Genomic DNA, 19,433 nt, shown 5'->3' with positions numbered 1-19,433 from the left:
AAAGCTTAGGTATTACTTGGCTTCGATGTGATCAATCATCAGTTGCAATGATTGGTTGCCACGAAATTCATTCACATCCAGCTTGTAAGCCAAACGTACAGTTTTGACCGATGCGTCAGGCCAACGGCGTAAATCGACGTTAAATGCAATTCCATCAATCATCACATTGGTCGGATGCCCTTTGTATAAAGGCTCCAACATCAGTTTAAGATGTTTTTCTCCCACCAATTTTTGGTGCAACACCTTAAACTCACCATCAAAGATTGGCTCAGGAAAAGCTTGTCCGAATGGCCCACCAGCGCGCAACTGCTCCGCAATGTGCATAGAAAACTCTTCCGGTTTTAACTCGCCATCAGTAAGAATCACGCCTTTTAGAGCCGCTTCGTCGAGCTCTTTTTTCACCACTTCATCGAATAAACGACTGAAACGCTCAAAATCTTGCTCTTTGATGGTTAAGCCTGCCGCCATCGCGTGACCGCCAAACTTGATGATCAAACCTGGATTTTGCGTATCGATGAAGTCCAACGCATCACGCATGTGTAATCCAGGAATCGAACGACAAGAACCCTTGATCGTCCCTTCACCACCGTCAGCAAAGGCAATGACTGGACGATGGAATTTCTCTTTGATACGCGAAGCGAGAATACCAATCACACCTTGGTGCCAATCGCGCTGGAACAGCGATAAGCCGTATGGCAGCTCGCTGTTTTCGCCAAACTGCAAACGTTCACAAAACGCCATCGCTTCTTGCTTCATGCCTTCTTCAATCTCTTTACGAGTCTGATTGAGCCCATCAAGCTCACTGGCCATGCGACGTGCGGCGTGGATGTTGTTACACATCAGTAGCTCAACACCAAAAGACATGTCGTCTAAACGGCCAGCGGCATTAATGCGCGGCCCCAATGCAAAGCCGAAATCCGATGCCACCAAACGTCGCGCATCGCGTTTCGCCACTTCAATCAGTGCCTGAATACCTGGGCGCGCTTTCCCCGCTCGAATGCGTTGCAAACCTTGATGCACCAGAATTCGGTTGTTCTCATCAAGCGGCACAACATCAGCAACAGTGCCCAGTGCGACAAGGTCGATCAGCTCCATCAGTTTCGGCTCTTGCATGCCTTGTTGAGCAAACCAGTTGTGTTTGCGCATGTGGACACACAACGCCATCATCAGATAGAACGCCACACCAACGCCAGCCAGCGCTTTAGAAGGAAACGCACAACTGTCGAGGTTTGGGTTCACCATCGCATCCACTTCTGGCAGAACTTGTCCTGGCAAATGGTGGTCTGTCACCAATACGGTAATGCCATTTTCTTTGGCGTAGCGCACACCTTCAATCGACGATACGCCATTGTCGACCGTCATGATCATTTCTGCGCCAAGTTCCAATGCTTGATCGACCACCTCTGGGCTCAAACCGTAGCCATCTTCAAAGCGGTTCGGCACCAAGTAATCGACGTTATTGCTGCCAAGCATACGCAATGCCAATACAGAAAGAGCAGAACTCGTTGCGCCATCTGCGTCAAAGTCACCCACCACGATGATGCGTTTTTGCTCTTGAATCGCTTGGAACAATAACTCAACCGCCTGCTCAATGCCGCCAAGCTTTTGGTACGAATGCAATCCACGAGCAGAGGTTTCTAACTGCGCGATGTCAGTAATACCGCGATTGATGTAAATGCGTTTTAAGATCGGAGGAATGGAATCTGGGAGAAGGGAAAGATCCGGTTCGGGACGTCGTTGAATTTCTATCATGCTTGAAAAGAGCCGACTATTGCGTCGGCTCTGCTCCTTAAAGGATTACAGTTGCTCTAAACGTTTCAGTAGTTCAGCTGGCGGTAAGTAACCACCAACCATCTCACCGTTTGGAAGGAAGATTGCAGGTGTACCTGAAATACCTAACTGACGACCAACGTTGTAGTGCGCTTGGATGGTCTCTTTACATTGTTCAAGATCTTTTGCTGGATTATCGAAAGTGCGGCTCACTTTCGCGTTATGCATCGCCGCTTTTGGATCTTCTGCACACCAAATCGTTGCCATTTGCTCAGCAACAGGCCCTGTCGCACCTTGGCGAGGGTATGCCATGTAACGCACAGTAATACCTAGATCATTGTAGCCCTGCATTTGGTTATGCAGACGAACACAGTAGCCACAAGTGATGTCAGTAAACACAGTCACCACGTACTTTTCGTTGTCCGCTTTGTATTCGATCATGCTGTCTGCAAACTTAGCAATTTTCTCAGCATTCAAAGGCGCTTGGCGTTCTGCGAGTACGTCTTTGTAACCGCCGTTGTCATCAATCGCGTATAGTGTACCTGCAATAAAGTGATCGCCATTGTTTGACGCAAACAATATGCCGCCGTTAGTTTGAATTTCTAGCAGGCCCGCCACGTCTGAAGGTTGAATATCAATAATAGACAAACCTAGTTTCGAGAACTTCGCTTTTAGCGCCGCTTCATCAAAGTGTTGTTGCGCCGTTGGCGCAGCCTGTTGTGCAGGAGTTTCGGTTTTTGCCTGACTTTCTTCCGCACCACACGCGGTAATAAAGAATGGTAAAGTCAGCAGAGTTAGTCGGCGTAATACGCTCATTAAAGTCACCTTTAAATAAATTCTTTTCATCCAATCAAGAAGGATGAAGCAAGCCATCATTATGCTCTTGGGTGGTGTTGACTGTGGATCTGCTTCAATCGTTCAGTCGCCACGTGAGTATAAATTTGCGTGGTCGATAAGTCACTATGCCCTAGCAGCATCTGTACGACCCTGAGATCTGCGCCATAGTTCAATAAATGCGTTGCAAACGCGTGGCGTAAAACGTGCGGCGACAGCTGGTCGGTATCGATGCCAGCAATGACAGCATAGTATTTGATACGATGCCAAAACGTCTGACGAGTCATTTGGCGTGCTCGTTTACTTGGGAATACCACATCGGAAGACGTTTCTCCCAATAATGCAGGGCGACCTTGCTGGATGAATGTTTCAATCCAATCGATCGCATTTTCCCCCATCGGCACCAAACGCTCCTTGCCACCTTTACCCGTCACACGCACGACGCCTTGACGTAAACTGATGTTTTCCATCGTCAGGCTGACGAGTTCTGTCACACGCAACCCAGTCGCGTACAACAACTCAAGCATGGCTTTATCGCGCAGTTCTACCGGATCATTCGGATCTGGCGCGTCCAAAAGTGCGTCCACTTGCTCTTCGCTGATGTCTTTCGGTAAGCGTTGTGGCAATTTCGGGCTGACCAACAAGGCACTTGGGTCATCGGCACGCACTTTTTCGCGGTGAAGATACTGAAACAAACGGCGAATGGCTGATAGCATACGAGCACGTGACGTCTGCTTGTAATCCAAATCCACCAGATACGTTTGGTATTCTTGAAGTCCAGACAAACTGATGAAATCGAGGCGGTAACGATGATGCTCCATCCAAGTGAGAAGCTTCATTAAGTCATTTCGGTACGAAGCCAGCGTATTCTCTGACAGACCTCGCTCCATCCACATTGCATCTAAGAATTGCTCAACAAGCGCAAAATCTTGTTGATTGACAGGCTGTTGTGCCGTCATTCACGCTTCCTTTTATTGTTCATCTATACCCAGTGAGAGTAAGACAGCACCAGTGTGAATGCTATAAAAAATTGGCTCAGGTGGGGAATCTCACGATATTCGCTGCATTCCTAGGCAGTTTAAGGTTAAAATCCTCTGCAACAGCAACACAAAAAACGACGAATATAATGAAAATCGGACTCTTTTACGGCTCAACAACCTGCTACACCGAGATGGCAGCAGAGAAAATTCGCAACATTATTGGTGCAGACCTTGTCGATATTCACAATGTGAAAGAGACGCCGCTATCGCTGATGGCTGAGTATGATTTATTGCTTCTAGGCATCTCGACTTGGGACTTTGGTGAGATCCAAGAAGATTGGAGCGCCATTTGGCAAGACATCGCGTCTACGCCCTTGAAAGGCAAAGTTGTGGCGCTATTTGGTCTTGGCGACCAAGAAGGCTACGGTGAATGGTACCTTGATGCCATGGGCCTACTGCACGACGAGTTAAAAGCAACCGGCGCCCAGTTTATCGGTTATTGGCCAAACGAAGGCTATGAGTTTGAAGCCTCGAAAGCGCTAACGGAAGATGGCAGTCAATTTGTTGGCCTAGCACTAGATGAAGACTCTCAATACGACTTGAGTGACGAGCGAATCGAAAAGTGGTGTGAACAAGTACTTGTGGAGTTCCACGATACGCTTTAAGCACCGACGCTTACGTTGATGCGAACCAGATACAAAAAAGCCCGATGAATCACTTCATCGGGCTTTTTCATTATTCAATTTCTAGCGTCTTTACGCCGCTTCTTCTCGTAGTTCTGGTTGAACAGATTTAGAGATGAAGAACATGCAGATGATAGCTGCCAGAGTAGGAAGAACCCAACCCATGCCCACTTCAAACAGCGGTAGTACGTTGAACGCAGATACATCCAAACCAGCAACTTTCGCTGCATCAACAAGTGCGAATAATAGTGATACTAGCAGTACCGCACGGTATGCAAAGCGAGGATTTGGCAGCTTGCTACGAACAAAGGTAAGAGCAACCAAAGCAATCGCCACTGGGTAAAGGGCAAACAGTACAGGTACAGAGAGCGAAATCAATTGCGCTAGACCAACGTTAGCAACTAGCGCACATACTGCACCGTTGATTAGAACCCACTGCTTGTATGACAGTGATGTCTTCGAGCTGAAGAAATCAGAACATGCTGAAATCAGACCGATAGCCGTTGTCAGACACGCTAGCAATACAATCACAGAAAGAACGATTTGACCGTAAGGGCCAAACAACGCTTGAACGTACTGGCTTAAAATCAGACCACCGTTGTCTGCGCCCGCAGCAACTGTTGCGCTGGTAGCGCCTAGGTAGAATAGCGAAATGTAAACAAATGCTAGACCAGCCGCCGCGATACAACCTGCAAAAATCAGGTACTTAGTCGTCGCAGAACGCTCCGTAATACCTTTGCCGCGCAGTGCATCGACCATCAACATACCAAACATCAGCGATGCGAAAGTATCCATGGTGTTGTAGCCTTCAAGGAAGCCTTTGGTTAGTGGCTGAGTTAGGTACTCACCGCGTGCACCGATCATATCGCCTTGAGGATCTAGGAATACTGCAACAGCAAGAATGATCAAACCGACAAACAGCGCTGGAGTCAGCACTTTACCGATCAAGTCGATAAGACGGCCTTGGAACCAAGAGAACAGCATTGCAACCGCAAAAAAGATCACAGAGAACGCTGTAAGGTGCGCTTGAGAAGCTTCAACAAAGAATGGCTTCACGGCCATCTCGTAAGCTACTAGACCTGTACGAGGCGCTGCAAACGCAGGACCAATAATGATGAAGATAAGTGCTGCCATCAATACTGCTGCTTTTTTCGGAAGATCTTGAGTCAAGTGATCCCATGATCCACCTGCTACAGCAATAGCAACGATAGTAATAAGAGGTAGACCTACCGCTGTTAGCAAGAAACCGAACATCGCTGGCAATAGGTTTTCACCCGCGAGCTGACCCGCTAGAGGTGGAAAGATGATGTTGCCTGCACCTAAAAAGAACGCAAATAGCATAAAGCCTACTGCGACAATATCTGTTAGTTTTAACGTCTGCTTCACAGATAACCCTTTTCTTTATTTAATGAATGTTGTGTATGCATCGACCACTTTTTTGTATACCCAAAAGTTAATGAGTATCTGTGGTTCAATCTATAAAATTTTCGCCGCATAATGACGAAAGACTCATCATTTGGCAACCTTTAAGAAAAAAACACCATATTAATTTAGTTTTTAAACTTAAAAGCAGTGTATCTAACTAGATCAAAAGAACCGTACAGTTCTTTATCTCGATCAATTAACCATACAATTTAATAACCAACAAAACAACAATCTATACAAATAAGAAACAATAGAGAATTTCACTTAAATATTGAGCAGATAAAAAACAATCATGAAGAGCGGAAAATTTCAAACTAAAGGCTTCAAGTTTAAGCAGTTTTGTATCGAAGGAGGCGAAAGTGGCATGCCGGTGAGTACCGACGGCGTGATGCTAGGCGCGTGGATGGAAAGTCCGAGCCCTGCCCATATCTTGGATATCGGGACAGGAACAGGGTTACTCGCTTTGATGTGTGCTCAACGCTTTCCTGACGCAAAAATTACCGCCGTTGACATCGAAACCACAGCGGTTGAAGCCGCAAGCCACAATTTTTCGCACTCGCCGTGGCACGACCGACTCTCAGTTCAGCATACCGATGTTTTGATTTTTTCGCCGCCGCAACGCTTTCAACGCATTGTTTGCAACCCACCCTATTTCAACACTGGTGAGCAAGCTAAACAAAGCCAGCGAGCAACCGCTAGGCATACCGACTCCCTACGCCATGATGCGTTGCTTAAGTGTTGTTATCAGTTGCTAGATACAGAAGGAAAAGCCAGCTTTGTGCTGCCAATCACCGAAGGGGAGCTATTTATTGAACTAGCATTAACCCAGGGTTGGGCTCTATCTCGACTGTGCCGCGTGCAACCATCGGAAAAGAAACCCGTGCACCGTTTGCTGTTTGAACTGGCAAAGCAACCTTGCGATACTCAAGAGTCACATTTGATCATTCACTCATCAGACGGTTACAGCGATGATTTTGTCCGCTTAACCCACGAGTTTTATCTTAAGATGTGAAATAACATGTGATCCTTATCACCAATCACTTTATAATGTGCGACCTTTTTATATTCTATGCTGCTTTGGCGAACCATTAACCAAGCTTTGCTTGTGGAGAACTCATTGTGATCAGAACCTTTGCTGAACTTGATCTAGACCAAAACCTACTTGAAGCCATTGAAGAGATGGGCTACGAACGCCCAACTAAAATTCAGGCAGAAGCGATTCCACAAGCGTTGGATGGTCGTGACATTCTAGCGTCAGCGCCAACGGGTACTGGTAAAACGGCAGCCTTCGTTCTGCCAGCATTGCAATACTTGCAAGATTTCCCTCGTCGTAAACCTGGGCCTGCGCGTATTTTGATCCTTACGCCAACTCGCGAACTAGCTATGCAGGTTGCCGACCAAGCTCGTGCTTTGGCAAAGAACACTAAGCTGAACATCTTCACGATCACAGGCGGCGTTCAATACCAAGAACACGCAGACATCCTAGCAACTACGCAAGACATTGTAGTTGCAACACCAGGCCGTCTACGTGAGTACATTGATGCAGAACGTTTTGATTGTCGTGCTATCGAATGGCTGGTTCTCGATGAAGCAGACCGCATGCTGGACATGGGCTTTGCTCCAACAGTTGACCGTCTGTCGAATGAATGTCGCTGGCGTAAGCAAACCCTTCTGTTTTCAGCAACATTAGAAGGAAAAGGCGTAGAAGGCTTCACAGCTGACCTACTGAACGAGCCAGCAGAGATCGACGCAAAATCGCCACTGCGTGAGCGTAAGAAGATTGCTCAATGGTATCACCGTGCTGATAGCGCAGAACACAAACTGGCTCTGCTGAAACATATCATCACAGAGCAAGCTGAGCGCACTATCGTGTTCTTAAAAACTCGTGAACGCTTGGCAGAGCTGCGTGCACAACTTGAGAGCGCACAAATCCCGTGTTCGTGGATTCAAGGTGAAATGCCTCAAGATCGTCGTAATAATGCCATTGCACGTTTCCGTGACGGTACTGTGAACGTGCTACTAGCAACAGACGTTGCGGCGCGTGGTATCGACCTTCCTGATGTTTCTCACGTTATCAACTACGACATGCCGCGCACGGCTGACGTATACCTTCACCGTATCGGCCGTACAGCTCGTGCAGGTAAGAAAGGTAACGCAATCTCAATCGTAGAAGCGCACGACCAGCCAATGATGGATCGCGTAGCACGTTACGTGAAAGAAGACATCAAAGAGCGTTTCATTAAAGAGATGCGCCCTAAGCACAAGAAACCTGTGTTTAAGAAGAAAAAGAAAAAAGAAGACAAGAAGAAAACAGCGAAAAAGAAAACCGCTAAGAAGAAGTAATCTTGTTGAGGCTTAAAAAGCCCAAATAGAAATAACAAAGGGTTGGCAGTGCCAACCCTTTTTCGTTTGTGTACCTTTCAATTAATAACGCGTATTGCGCTTCAATCAGTTTTGCTCTTCACGTTTAAATACCAAGTCTGTTGGTGTCGACTCTTCCTCAACGAAGTAGTAGCCAGCGGTATCAAACTTCGTTAAGTCCGCCACGCTCTCAATGCGATTTTCGATGATGTAACGCGCCATCATGCCACGTGCTTTCTTCGCATAAAAACTGATCACCTTGTATTGACCATTCTTACAGTCTTTGAAAATTGGCGTAATCACTTGTGCATCCAAGTTCTTTGGCTTCACCGCTTTAAAATACTCATTCGACGCAAGATTGATCAAAACATTGTCGCCTTGCTCAGCAATCGCTTCATTGAGCTTGTCGGTAATCACATTGCCCCAGAACTGGTACAGGTTGCTACCTTTATCGTTCGCCAGTTTTGTCCCCATCTCCAGACGGTATGGTTGCATTAAGTCGAGCGGTTTGAGCAGACCGTACAGACCAGATAGCATGCGTAAGTGCTTTTGCGCGTATTCGAAGTCCGCATCTGATAGTGTTTCAGCTTCCAAGCCCGTGTACACATCACCTTTAAACGCCAAAATGGCCTGACGCGAATTTTCCGTTGTGAACGTTTCGCTCCACTCTTGGAATCGCCCGACGTTCAGATCGGCTATTTTGTCACTCACTTTCATTAAAGAGGCAACATCAGCAGGCGTCAGTTTGCGGCAAACGTCGATCAATTCTTTTGAATATTCAATTAACTCTGGTTGAGTAAATTTTTCTGTCGCTAACGGAGACTCGTAATCGAGGGTCTTCGCTGGAGAAACTACGATAAGCATGACTTTCACTTCCCTAATTTTGTTTTTTATTAGGGTACAAAAAAAGCCATGCATTGTCTGCATGGCTTTACGAATCGTCTTAATAGCTTTTAACGATAGGAGAACACTTAGTCTTTCTTAGTGTTGTCCCAAATACCGTCTTCTAGCTGAGACTTAAGCTCAGGGAAATCGTTCGCATCGAACGTTGGTACTTTACCTTCGCCTAGCTGGCGGTTGTAGTCTTTCGCCAGTTTGATCACGATGCCCGATAGCAACAGAATCGCTACCAAGTTAACAATCGCCATCAGACCCATCGAAACGTCAGCCAACGACCAAACCACAGGAAGAGACGCTAGCGCACCAAACATTACCATGCCCAGAACTACAACGCGGAAGATGCTTAGACCAGCTTTATGGTTGTGTTCCAAGAAGATCAGGTTCGTTTCTGCGTAAGAGTAGTTCGCGATGATTGAAGTAAACGCGAAGAAGAAGATTGCAACTGCAACAAAGATGCCGCCCCAATCACCAACTTGCGAGCTCAATGCACGTTGAGTTAGCTCAATACCAGTAACTTCCGTTGCTTGACCTACATACTCGCCCGACATCAGGATAATCGCTACTGTTGCAGAACAGATAACAATCGTATCCATGAACACGCCTAGCATCTGAACGTAACCTTGAGATGCTGGATGCGGTGGGTAAGGCGTTGCCGACGCTGCCGCGTTAGGCGCAGAACCCATACCCGCTTCGTTCGAGAATAGACCACGTTTGATACCGTTGATCATTGCTTGTGCAATCGCATAACCAAGACCACCCGCTGCTGCTTCTTGCAGACCGAATGCGCTCTTGAAGATCAGCATCAATACATCTGGTAGTTTCTCTAGGTTTGAGAATACAACGAACAATGCAAGTACTAGGTATAGCAGTGCCATGATAGGAACGATCAGCTCAGCTACTTTCGCGATACGCTTGATACCACCGAAGATAACTACAGCTGAAAGTGCAACAACAGCAATACCAACGTATAGGTCATTCCAACCAAATGCGTTGCTCATTGCGTTTGCAATTGAGTTCGCTTGTACGGCGTTGAATACCAAACCAAAAGCGATGATTAGGAAAACAGAGAACAACACGCCCATCCAACGCATGCCCAAGCCTTTTTCCATGTAGTAAGCAGGACCACCACGGTAGTTGCCATCATCATCTTTGGTTTTGTATAGCTGCGCCAGAGTACTCTCTGCAAACGACGTTGCCATACCAAGCATTGCGATCAGCCACATCCAGAAGATCGCGCCAGGGCCACCCGCAGTCAATGCAACTGCAACACCCGCCATGTTACCAGTACCTACACGTGCAGCAAGACTAGTACAAAGCGCTTGGAAAGAAGAAATACCAGCTTTGTCTGCTTTACGGCTGTTCTTAAGAACAGAGAACATGTGGCCGAAGTGGCGGAATTGGATGAATCCCAATCGAACGGTGAAGTAGATTCCTACACCTACAAGAAGATAAACCAGAATCGAACCCCAAAGGAGGTCGTTCATCAAATTGATTAAGTCTGTCATGTGTACCTCAAAGTGAGTTGCGCCAGTCTGTGCGTCCGAGCCATCCACCAGATTGCCTGCTAAGTGTCAAAGTGTGCTTAGCTTTTTGAATAATGTTTATGCGCAATCTAGAATCGTAAACGTCGCTTCATGCATCCATTTTACGTACCAGCGTATTTTTTGACGGGCGGATAATGCAACCTAGGAACGCAAAAATCAATATGCAACCACCACAATAACGTTGTTATTTTTCACTATAAAGTCACCAAAAAATAACATAAAAATAGGACTTAACACCCCAAATGCGCAACATTTCAATTACCAACATCCAACATAAATAATTACACCGACATTAATAGAACAGCACTCCATAAAAAACGAACCAAGCTAGTATTCACAAGGTGTTACATAAATTTATCTTTGCCGCCAGAGAGGTAATCGAACACTATTTCATCAAACACATTTTATGCAACTTCAACCTTTGCATAGTACTCTAATTGAACGCATCAAATTAACATTGAAAATCTCTTCATTTAATCGTTTTCCCTTTCTCGTTTGTACATTTTTTATTCAATAGTTCACGAAGCAAAATGTGATTTTGAGAGAACTTTTGCACGAAACTGTCATGTTACCGACACAAATGCGAAATATATCATGGTTATTCTCACACCTATTGTGGTACTTAAAAAACTCCACAAGGACTGGTTACAACAGTTTAGATAAAGAAGGGTAAAGGTGGCTTATGGAAGGCTTTCAACTAGATGAGATTTTCAATCTGGATACTACCTCAACAACAAGATCTCGCGCTAAACCAGTAAAAAGAAAGTGGCGTGAAATAGAAGAGATGAACGACAGACGTAACTTACTTAAAGAACTACGTGAACTTGATGTTTGCAACGACTACAGCTTAGACGACATCAAACTCTAATTTGAACAAAAGGCACCCTAACGGTGCCTTTTGTTTTTGTATAGAGTAGGGTTACATGTTCTGATTCTCTACGTCTAAATGTTTACGTGGACGGAATTCTTACTCAATGAGAATTAGCCGTTCTTTTTATCGAGAATTGGTTATGTTGAATTTCCATTCAATTCTCAAATAATAAGAATTACCACAAATAAACCCGAGCAAGATTTATAGATACTCGGGCTTTGAGTGAGTTAAACAAACTCCATATCGCTTTGACGAACGCGCTCGGCAAGCTGTTTGTAGCGATCCGCAATCGTGTCACCAAATACAGGGTCGTCTTCGCTCTCTGTCCACAGACTTTCAACGTGTTGCCAGTCTTCAGTAGTAAAAAGCTCTTCAATTAATGGCAGGATTTTTCTCTCTTCGAGCTCAAGGTGACGCTTTTGCGACTCAATGAAATCTTCTAGCTGAGCAATAAAGATGTCTTGAGGAACAACCGCATCTTGCAAAATCATCTCAATGAGCATCGAAAACTCTTTGGTCTTCTCGGCGAGCTCTTGGTGCTCTTTCTCCAAGTTTTCCATGGTTTGTTGCTTACCGTAATGCTTGAGGAAATGATGGTAGAGAATATCTTCTTTCGGATGATGAATTTTTTCCGAATGGTTTGAGAGGTAATCAACAATCTCGCTTACTAGCGAGTAATTAATGGCGTTTTCTTCTTTAATTTCGTTGAGTTTATGGCGCAATATGGCCAGCAGGCGAACCATGTAGCCGTGTTCGCGTCGAATTCTTTCGATCATCATAGCGTCTCTCCTTAACACCTACTTTCAATAAGTGTACATGAGAAATTCGCTACCAGCTTCGAGCATGCTCAAAAAAACAGCGATCATAGCACCATGATCGCTGTCTCTTCTTTTATACCGTTAACGGTAAATGCCAGTTGATTGGCTCTTTTCCTTGCGAGGCAAGTAATTGGTTTGCTTGGGAGAAATGCTTACAACCCAAGAATCCTCGATGAGCAGACAATGGCGATGGATGCGGCGCGGCTAATACATGGTGCTTCGAGCGGTCGATGAAACGCCCTTTCTTCTGAGCGTGAGAACCCCATAAAAGGAACACGACCCCATGCTGATGCTGGTTTATCGCTTCAATCACTCGGTCTGTGAATGTTTCCCACCCTGTTTTAGAGTGTGAGTGCGCTTTGCCTTGCTCAACCGTCAAAACCGTATTGAGCAACAATACGCCTTGCTCTGCCCAGCTTTGCAAGAATCCGTGCTGAGGGATCTGGAATCCTTCGATATCTTGAGCCAATTCTTTATACATGTTCACGAGCGACGGTGGCGTTTTGATTCCTGGAAGCACAGAGAAGCACAAACCATGCGCCTGATTTGGACCGTGGTATGGGTCTTGTCCTAAGATCACCACTTTCACATCGTTAAACTCCGTGAAACGAAATGCGTTAAAAACATCTTTTGCTGGCGGGTAAATCGCTTTGCCTGCTGCTCGTTCTGCTTCAACAAAATTCAACGTGTCTACAAAGTAGCTCTGCTTTTTCTCTTCGCCGATCACATCGTGCCAAGTGGGTGACTGATTCATGGAAAGTTCCTGTCCTAAATTTTGCTTCTATTCTAACGAGCGAAACCCAAACAAACAAAAACTTACCACGAACTTGAGAACAGCAATACTTGAGGACAGTAATAAAAGACTAATGCTTTTGCGGCGTTCTAAAATGACCTTGCCCAGTAATATGGCGATTAGGCATCGGCAGACGCAGTACGCGGCGACGGTAAGCATAGGGAGCAAAAGAGAGTGGTCGAGACATAGTGGCATCCTTCTTTCTTAATTCAAATTGACTTAAGCGACTAAGAAAGAAAGGTGCCAACTTTGCGATTACATTATTGGTTGTTAATAGCGGCTAAATGAAACTGGCGCAGTGTGTTGATCTCTTGCTGCCAGATGTCCGGATCAATTGTTTCTAAAATCAGAGGGATACCATCAAAACGAGAGTCTTTCGCAATGTACTCGAAACAATCCCACCCGATCTCTCCTTTACCTAAAGAATGGTGGCGATCCACTTTGCTAGCAAACTCTACTTTTGAATCATTTAGATGCATTGCTCGCAAATAGTGCATACCCACAATACGGTCAAATTCAGCAAAAGTGCGTTCGCAATCTTCTTTTGTACGCAAGTCATAACCAGCCGTAAAGGTATGGCAGGTATCAATACAAACACCGACACGATCTTTATCTTCCACTTGCTCGATGATTTCAGCTAAGTGCTCAAACTTCCAGCCAAGATTTGTGCCCTGCCCCGCAGTATTCTCAATCACCGCTACCACATCCGGTACAGTTTTGTGCGCTAAGTTGATTGACGCAGCAATCGTTGCCAAGCATTCCTGTTCAGAGACTTTCTTTAGGTGACTACCCGGGTGGAAGTTAAGCAAAGTCAGTCCCAACTGATTACAACGCTCCATTTCATCGATGAATGCAGCGCGTGACTTATCCAACTTGTCCACTTCTGGAGCACCTAAGTTAATCAGGTATGAGTCGTGCGGGAGAATATGTTCTGCGCTGAAACCCAGCATTTTACAGTTCGCTTTAAATGCACTGATGGTTTTTGCTTCTAAAGGCTTCGCCACCCACTGGCGTTGGTTTTTTGTAAATAGTGCGAATGCATTCGCGCCAATTTCGCGAGCTCTCAACGGCGCTTGATCGACCCCACCAGTAGCAGAGACATGTGCACCAATGAGTTTATTACCAAACTTGTTTTTCATGTTTGTCATTTAATCACTTTAGACTTTCAGTATCGCTACCCAAATACAGATAGTTGCGTTAATCAGTTTAAATTTTAAGCTCAATTTGTAGTAAATTTACAACAAATTGAGTTATTAAATATTTTTTATATTATCAAATAAATTGTAATTAGTATGTTTTCAAAGGTTTTATTGATTTAACTCAACAAAATTACCTTAATAAAAATAATGTTTTTGGTTGTTTTTTGACTTAAATCAATATTAAAATAGTGGATATTAGCTATATAATACTCAGCTCAACAAAAATTCGAAAATTAACACCAATAATCACCACGTAAGTGGTCTAGGAGATAGTGATGATCCAAGGTATCCAAATTACTAAAGCAGCAAACGACGAACTACTAAACTCAATCTGGCTACTAGATAGCGAGAAGAATGAAGCACGTTGTGTTGCTGCAGCAACTGGTTACGAAGCAGACCAAGTTATCGCAATCAGCGACCTAGGTGAATACGAAAGCCGCGAAGTAGCTATCGAAACCGCACCTCGCATCGAAGGTGGTCAACACCTAAACGTGAACGTTCTTAAACGTGAAACGCTAGAAGATGCAGTTGCTCACCCAGAAAAATACCCACAGCTAACAATCCGTGTTTCTGGTTACGCAGTACGCTTCAACTCGCTAACGCCAGAACAACAACGTGATGTTATCGCTCGTACATTTACTGAGACTCTATAATAGAGTACGCTCAGGTAAGTTTTAAAAACGGCGCTCTGTTTTTTTATGTTCGATTTCTGCCCGAGACCAGCCCTATAAAAACAAAAAGGCGGAGACAATGCCTCACCTTTTATCGCATATTCAGTTTTGGTTACTAAACGCGGCGTAATACTGTTTTTAGTGCATCAAAATCCGCGTCAAGATCTTCAGACAACAACTCCATTGCAGCATGTTTAGCTAATGGTGCAGGCAGTTCGATATCCGTCTGAAGAATATCATCTACAACCTCTTTGAACTTCGCTGGGTGCGCAGTACACAAGAACAGACCCGTTTCACCTTCTTGCAGTTGCTCTTCCAATACACGGTAAGCAATCGCACCGTGTGGCTCACATAGGTAGCCTAATGCGTACAAGTCTTTTACTGATTGTGCGCTTTGTTCATCAGAAACTGCGCCTTTACCTAGTGTCTCAAGGCCCCACTCTTTCACACGGCACAGCTCTTCGATACGCGGCCAGTTGTTCGGTTGGCTCACGTCCATCGCATTTGAAGTGGTTGCAACCGTTGGTTTTGGCTCCCATTTACCCGTTTCGAGGTAACGAGGCACCGTGTCATTCACATTGGTAGCAGCAATAAAACGTTTGATAGGTAAACCTAGCGCTTTTGCTAATAGACCTGCTGTTAGGTTACCAAAGTTACCGCTTGGTACAGAAACCACGAGGTTTTCACGCTCTTGCTTACTCATTTGCGCCGCAGCTTCAAAGTAGTAACAGATTTGTGCCATCAAGCGGCTGATGTTGATTGAGTTTGCAGAGTTCAGACCGATCTCTTCACGCAGCTCCGCATCATCAAACGCTTGTTTCACCAATGCTTGACATGCATCGAAATCGCCATTGATTGCTACAGTGTGGATGTTTTTACCTAGTGTACAAAACAGCTTCTCTTGGAGCGGGCTGATCTTGCCTTTCGGGTAAAGAATCACAACATTAATGTCTTCCATTCCGTAGAAAGCATGCGCAACAGCCGCGCCAGTATCGCCTGACGTTGCGGTCAAAATGGTGATCTTGCCGCCATTAGAAACTGCCGCAAGGGATTGCGCCATGAAGCGGCCACCGAAATCTTTAAATGCTAACGTCGGGCCATGGAAAAGTTCTAGCGCGTAAACGCCTTCTTTTACTTGGTTGATTGGTGCTGGGAATTGGAATGCTGCATCAACCATTGCGTTAACTTGCTCTTCCGCCAGTTCATCACCAATCAGTGCTGATAGGATCTTAGTGCTACGAGAAACAAAATCTTCTGCTAGCAACGCATCAACGTCTTCAAATTTTGGTAATTCCGATGGAAAAAATAGGCCTTGATTACGACCTAATCCTTGGCGAACGGCTTGGCCAAAGGAAACTTGTTCATCATTTTCTTTTATATTATAAAGCTTCATAGCTCACTTCCTGTTACTTTCGAACCCTGCTTATCTAAACGACAAACGTGGACGAATCCTTCTTCGTTTTGTACGTAATTTTGTTCTAGCCAGCGAGCAACTCGCTCAGCGACATCTTTCTGTTTGCAAATACTGAACAGTGTCGGACCACTGCCAGAAATACCAGTTGCTAACGCGCCTGCTGATGCTGCGTACTGACGCGCATTCGCAAAGCCCGGAAGCAGTTTCTCACGATACGGTTCTGCGATCACGTCTTTGATCATTTTTGCAGCGAGCTCAGGCTGACCAGAGTGACATGCATGAATAAAGCCCGCAAGGTGACGGCCATGAGCAATGATGTCTTGTCGACGATATTGAGATGGTAGAATTTCACGCGCTTCAGCCGTCGACACTTTAATGCCCGGATACGCCATCACCCAATACCACTCGTCAAAGCAAGGGACTTCTTGGCTGATGATGCCTAGCTCTTCAAGCATCAACTGGACACCACCAAGGTAACATGGAGCAACATTGTCGTAGTGAATACCACCCGAAATTTTACCTTCCATTTCACCCATTAAAGCCAGTAATTCCGTTTCATTCAAAGGCTGGTCGTGGAATCGGTTTAGCGCGTCTAACGCTGCCACAATAGAACAAGCACTTGAGCCCAAACCAGAACCAATAGGCATGTTTTTCTCTAGCGTCATTTCAAGTGGTTTTAGCTCAATGCCTTTTTTATCCAGTTCACGAGCAAACACCACCCAACAATCGTAAACGATGTTCTCTTTTGGATCGGTTGGTAACTTCGAAACAAAGTGCCCAGCAGTGTTTAGACTGAACGGCTCAGTCCCTGCTTTTACTTGAACTCGGTCACCCAACAAAGTGCCGTCAACTGGGGACACTGCCGCCCCCAGCACGTCAAAACCTACGCTAACATTACCAATTGAAGCTGGGGCATAAACCACCACGCCCATATCACTTGAACTCATTCTTGTTATACCCCTAGTTTCCAACCTAAAGTACGCATTACATCCGAGAATACGCCTGCTGCCGTCACTTCTGTACCGGCACCGTAACCACGCAGCACCAAAGGAATTGGCTGGTAGTAGCGACTATAAAACGCCAACGCGTTTTCACCGTCTTTAATTTTGAACATTGGATCATTTTCATCGACAGCGGCCATGCTCACTGTGCACTTGCCATCATTAATTTCACCAACATAACGTAGCACTTTGCCTTCTTCTGCCGCTTTCGCAGATAACTCTTTGAAGTACGCGTCCGCTTCTGGCAAACGAGCCATAAATTCATCAACACTGCCTGAATCATCAAAGCCTGGTGGTAGCGCTTGGTCAACGACCACATCTTCAAGCTCTAATGACATACCTGCTTCGCGAGCTAGGATGAGCAGCTTACGCGCAACGTCCATACCAGAAAGGTCATCACGAGGATCTGGCTCAGTGAAGCCATTTTCTTTCGCAATATTCGTCGCTTCGCTCAGGCTCATACCCTCGTCAAGTTTACCGAAGATGTAAGACAGTGAACCTGACAAAATGCCACTAAATCGTTCAAGCTCATCGCCTGCTGCAATCAGGTTTTGTAAGTTTTCGATAACCGGTAGGCCTGCCCCTACGGTTGTTTCGTACATCAACTTGCGACGCGAGCTACGAGCGACATCTCGAAGCTGATGGTAGTACGCCATGCTTGCTGTGTTTGCTTTTTTGTTTGGCGTGACCACGTGGAAACCTGCTGCTAGAAAGTCTGCATATTGATTTGCAATGTCTTCACTAGACGTACAATCCACAAGTACAGGGTTGATGATGTGATTGCGCTGAACTAACGCGATTAAACGAGCTAGACTGAATTCTTCTGTTGCCGCTGACATGCGGTCGCGCCAGTGTTCTAGTGGTAAGCCTTCACTATCGAGTAGCAAGCCTTTGCTATTTGCTAAACCACAAACTCGAATCACGATACCTTTTTCTGCCAGTTTGGATTGCTGACGTTGGATCTGATCCACCAGCTCACCGCCAACACCGCCAACACCAACAACAAACACATCGAGGAAGTATTTCGAGTTAAATAGGTTTTCGTGACACGCTTTGATCGCCTCAGAAATTTTGTCTTCCGGAATCACCGCAGAGATAGCACGCTCTGAAGAACCCTGCGCAATCGCGACGATATTAACGTTCACTTCCGCAAGAGAAGAGAAGAAACGTGAAGCAACACCACGGGATGTACGCATGCCGTCACCAACCAAGGTAACGATAGAAACATCATCGATAAAATCAACCGGTTCCAATAGACCGTCTTTTAGTTCAAGCTCAAACGCATCCGCCAGAACTTGTTGAGCTTTCAGCTTATCATCAGCCTCGATACAGAAGCTGATGCTGTACTCAGACGATGATTGAGTAATTAATACAATAGAGACACCAGCAGAAGACATCGCACCAAATACTCGGCTCGCCATGCCTACCATCCCCTTCATACCTGGGCCTGATACGTTAACCATGGTTAGGTCGTTAAGCGTTGTAATACCTTTGATCGCAAGATTATCTTCACCAGTATCTTGGCCGATAAGCGTACCTGCACCTTGAGGGTTAAAGCTGTTTTTGATCAGACATGGAATGTGGAATTGCGCGATAGGAGCAATGGTCTTCGGATGCAAAACGGATGCACCGAAGTAAGAAAGCTCCATCGCTTCTTGATAGCTGAGTGACTTAAGCAGTCGAGCATCTTCAACCAATCGAGGATCGCAGTTGTAAACACCATCCACGTCCGTCCAAATTTCACAACAATCAGCACGTAAACAAGCCGCTAATACTGCCGCTGAATAGTCAGAACCGTTACGACCCAGCGTCACCAATTCGCCTTTTTCATTACCCGCAGTAAAGCCCGGCATGATGTTCACATGATCTTTAGGAAGAGGATTTTGACGGAAGTTCTGTGTCGATACATCAACATCCACCATGGCTTCTAGGTGATCGCCTTTCGCATACAGATATTCAACAGGATCAATGAGGTTCGCTTTTTGCCCTTTGGCTTCCAGTACCGCCTTCATCAATTGAATCGAAACTCGCTCACCTTTACTGATGATGCGAGCATTGACGTTGTTTGGACACATACCAAGTAAGTTAATGCCGTGCACAAACTGACGCAGTTGAGAAAGAGAGGTTTTAACTTGGTTATCGAATGCCGCACCTTCTAGGTTAGGCAAT

General features: G+C 45.5%; 17 protein-coding genes. 5 read left to right on the top strand and 12 right to left on the bottom strand.

Annotation, left to right across the window (positions count from 1 at the left end; translation table 11 throughout):
* Positions 1–12: 12 nt before the first annotated feature.
* From recJ to xerD, 3 genes are read right to left on the bottom strand one after another with little or no spacing between them, the layout of a single operon-like run.
* Entirely contained in the window at positions 13–1,752 is a 1,740-nt protein-coding gene (gene recJ / locus OU793_RS20280) for a single-stranded-DNA-specific exonuclease RecJ (protein WP_005459404.1), read from the bottom strand.
* A 45-nt stretch (positions 1,753–1,797) separates the two neighbouring features.
* Positions 1,798–2,586 (bottom strand): bifunctional protein-disulfide isomerase/oxidoreductase DsbC, encoded by a 789-nt coding sequence (gene dsbC / locus OU793_RS20275; protein ID WP_005497149.1) that lies wholly within the window; start codon positions 2,584–2,586, stop codon positions 1,798–1,800.
* Positions 2,587–2,645: 59 nt separating this feature from the next.
* Positions 2,646–3,563: a site-specific tyrosine recombinase XerD gene (xerD, locus tag OU793_RS20270; protein WP_005459400.1), complete on the bottom strand. Its 918-nt coding sequence runs from the start codon at positions 3,561–3,563 to the stop codon at positions 2,646–2,648.
* A gap of 167 nt (positions 3,564–3,730) precedes the next feature.
* On the opposite strand from xerD, the gene fldB reads away from it, so the two are divergent.
* Positions 3,731–4,249, top strand: a complete 519-nt coding sequence (gene fldB / locus OU793_RS20265) for a flavodoxin FldB (protein WP_005479739.1) — start codon at positions 3,731–3,733, stop codon at positions 4,247–4,249.
* 90 nt (positions 4,250–4,339) lie between these two features.
* Here fldB and brnQ read toward each other — a convergent pair whose 3' ends face one another.
* Entirely contained in the window at positions 4,340–5,653 is a 1,314-nt protein-coding gene (gene brnQ / locus OU793_RS20260; RefSeq protein ID WP_005459396.1) for a branched-chain amino acid transport system II carrier protein, read from the bottom strand.
* A gap of 331 nt (positions 5,654–5,984) precedes the next feature.
* Here brnQ and OU793_RS20255 point away from each other — a divergent pair, with 331 nt between their 5' ends.
* Both OU793_RS20255 and srmB read left to right on the top strand, forming a co-directional pair.
* Positions 5,985–6,704, top strand: a complete 720-nt coding sequence (locus tag OU793_RS20255) for a tRNA1(Val) (adenine(37)-N6)-methyltransferase (protein ID WP_020904210.1) — start codon at positions 5,985–5,987, stop codon at positions 6,702–6,704.
* A gap of 107 nt (positions 6,705–6,811) precedes the next feature.
* Positions 6,812–8,035, top strand: coding sequence for an ATP-dependent RNA helicase SrmB (srmB, locus tag OU793_RS20250; RefSeq protein ID WP_005479730.1), 1,224 nt, complete (start codon positions 6,812–6,814; stop codon positions 8,033–8,035).
* 105 nt (positions 8,036–8,140) lie between these two features.
* Here srmB and yaaA read toward each other — a convergent pair whose 3' ends face one another.
* Both yaaA and OU793_RS20240 read right to left on the bottom strand, forming a co-directional pair.
* The gene (gene yaaA, locus OU793_RS20245; protein WP_005487639.1) at positions 8,141–8,917 is read right to left on the bottom strand and encodes a peroxide stress protein YaaA; all 777 of its coding nucleotides are present in this window, start codon (positions 8,915–8,917) and stop codon (positions 8,141–8,143) included.
* Positions 8,918–9,024: 107 nt separating this feature from the next.
* Complete coding sequence (locus OU793_RS20240; RefSeq protein ID WP_005459389.1) at positions 9,025–10,458, bottom strand: sodium:alanine symporter family protein; 1,434 nt, start codon at positions 10,456–10,458, stop codon at positions 9,025–9,027.
* A gap of 721 nt (positions 10,459–11,179) precedes the next feature.
* Here OU793_RS20240 and OU793_RS20235 point away from each other — a divergent pair.
* Complete coding sequence (locus OU793_RS20235) at positions 11,180–11,365, top strand: DUF3545 family protein (protein WP_005459060.1); 186 nt, start codon at positions 11,180–11,182, stop codon at positions 11,363–11,365.
* A 230-nt stretch (positions 11,366–11,595) separates the two neighbouring features.
* Here OU793_RS20235 and OU793_RS20230 read toward each other — a convergent pair whose 3' ends face one another.
* The 3 genes from OU793_RS20230 to nfo all read right to left on the bottom strand — a co-directional run bounded on the left by OU793_RS20230 (position 11,596) and on the right by nfo (position 14,127).
* Entirely contained in the window at positions 11,596–12,147 is a 552-nt protein-coding gene (locus OU793_RS20230; RefSeq protein WP_005459058.1) for a hemerythrin domain-containing protein, read from the bottom strand.
* A 112-nt stretch (positions 12,148–12,259) separates the two neighbouring features.
* Positions 12,260–12,940: a uracil-DNA glycosylase gene (gene ung, locus OU793_RS20225; RefSeq protein WP_005465920.1), complete on the bottom strand. Its 681-nt coding sequence runs from the start codon at positions 12,938–12,940 to the stop codon at positions 12,260–12,262.
* Between the two features lie 299 nt (positions 12,941–13,239).
* Positions 13,240–14,127, bottom strand: a complete 888-nt coding sequence (gene nfo / locus OU793_RS20220; protein ID WP_140104153.1) for a deoxyribonuclease IV — start codon at positions 14,125–14,127, stop codon at positions 13,240–13,242.
* A gap of 326 nt (positions 14,128–14,453) precedes the next feature.
* On the opposite strand from nfo, the gene grcA reads away from it, so the two are divergent.
* Positions 14,454–14,831, top strand: a complete 378-nt coding sequence (gene grcA / locus OU793_RS20215) for an autonomous glycyl radical cofactor GrcA (protein ID WP_005459053.1) — start codon at positions 14,454–14,456, stop codon at positions 14,829–14,831.
* Positions 14,832–14,964: 133 nt separating this feature from the next.
* Here grcA and thrC read toward each other — a convergent pair whose 3' ends face one another.
* The 3 genes from thrC to thrA all read right to left on the bottom strand — a co-directional run.
* Positions 14,965–16,242 carry a threonine synthase gene (gene thrC / locus OU793_RS20210; protein ID WP_140059829.1) on the bottom strand — a complete coding sequence of 426 codons (1,278 nt, stop codon included), beginning with the start codon at positions 16,240–16,242 and terminating at the stop codon, positions 14,965–14,967.
* The gene (gene thrB, locus OU793_RS20205; protein WP_005479586.1) at positions 16,239–17,195 is read right to left on the bottom strand and encodes a homoserine kinase; all 957 of its coding nucleotides are present in this window, start codon (positions 17,193–17,195) and stop codon (positions 16,239–16,241) included. Before thrB ends, thrC begins: the two co-directional genes overlap by 4 nt.
* A 20-nt stretch (positions 17,196–17,215) precedes the next feature.
* Positions 17,216–19,433 (bottom strand): bifunctional aspartate kinase/homoserine dehydrogenase I (thrA, locus tag OU793_RS20200; RefSeq protein WP_274647828.1); only part of this gene is annotated, 2,218 nt, incomplete at its 5' end.

This window comes from Vibrio sp. VP6 (assembly GCF_028823755.1).
GTDB classification, from domain to species: domain Bacteria; phylum Pseudomonadota; class Gammaproteobacteria; order Enterobacterales; family Vibrionaceae; genus Vibrio; species Vibrio parahaemolyticus.
The sequence above is the reverse complement of the archived record's forward strand: the minus strand, read 5'-3'. Positions and strand labels throughout refer to the sequence as shown.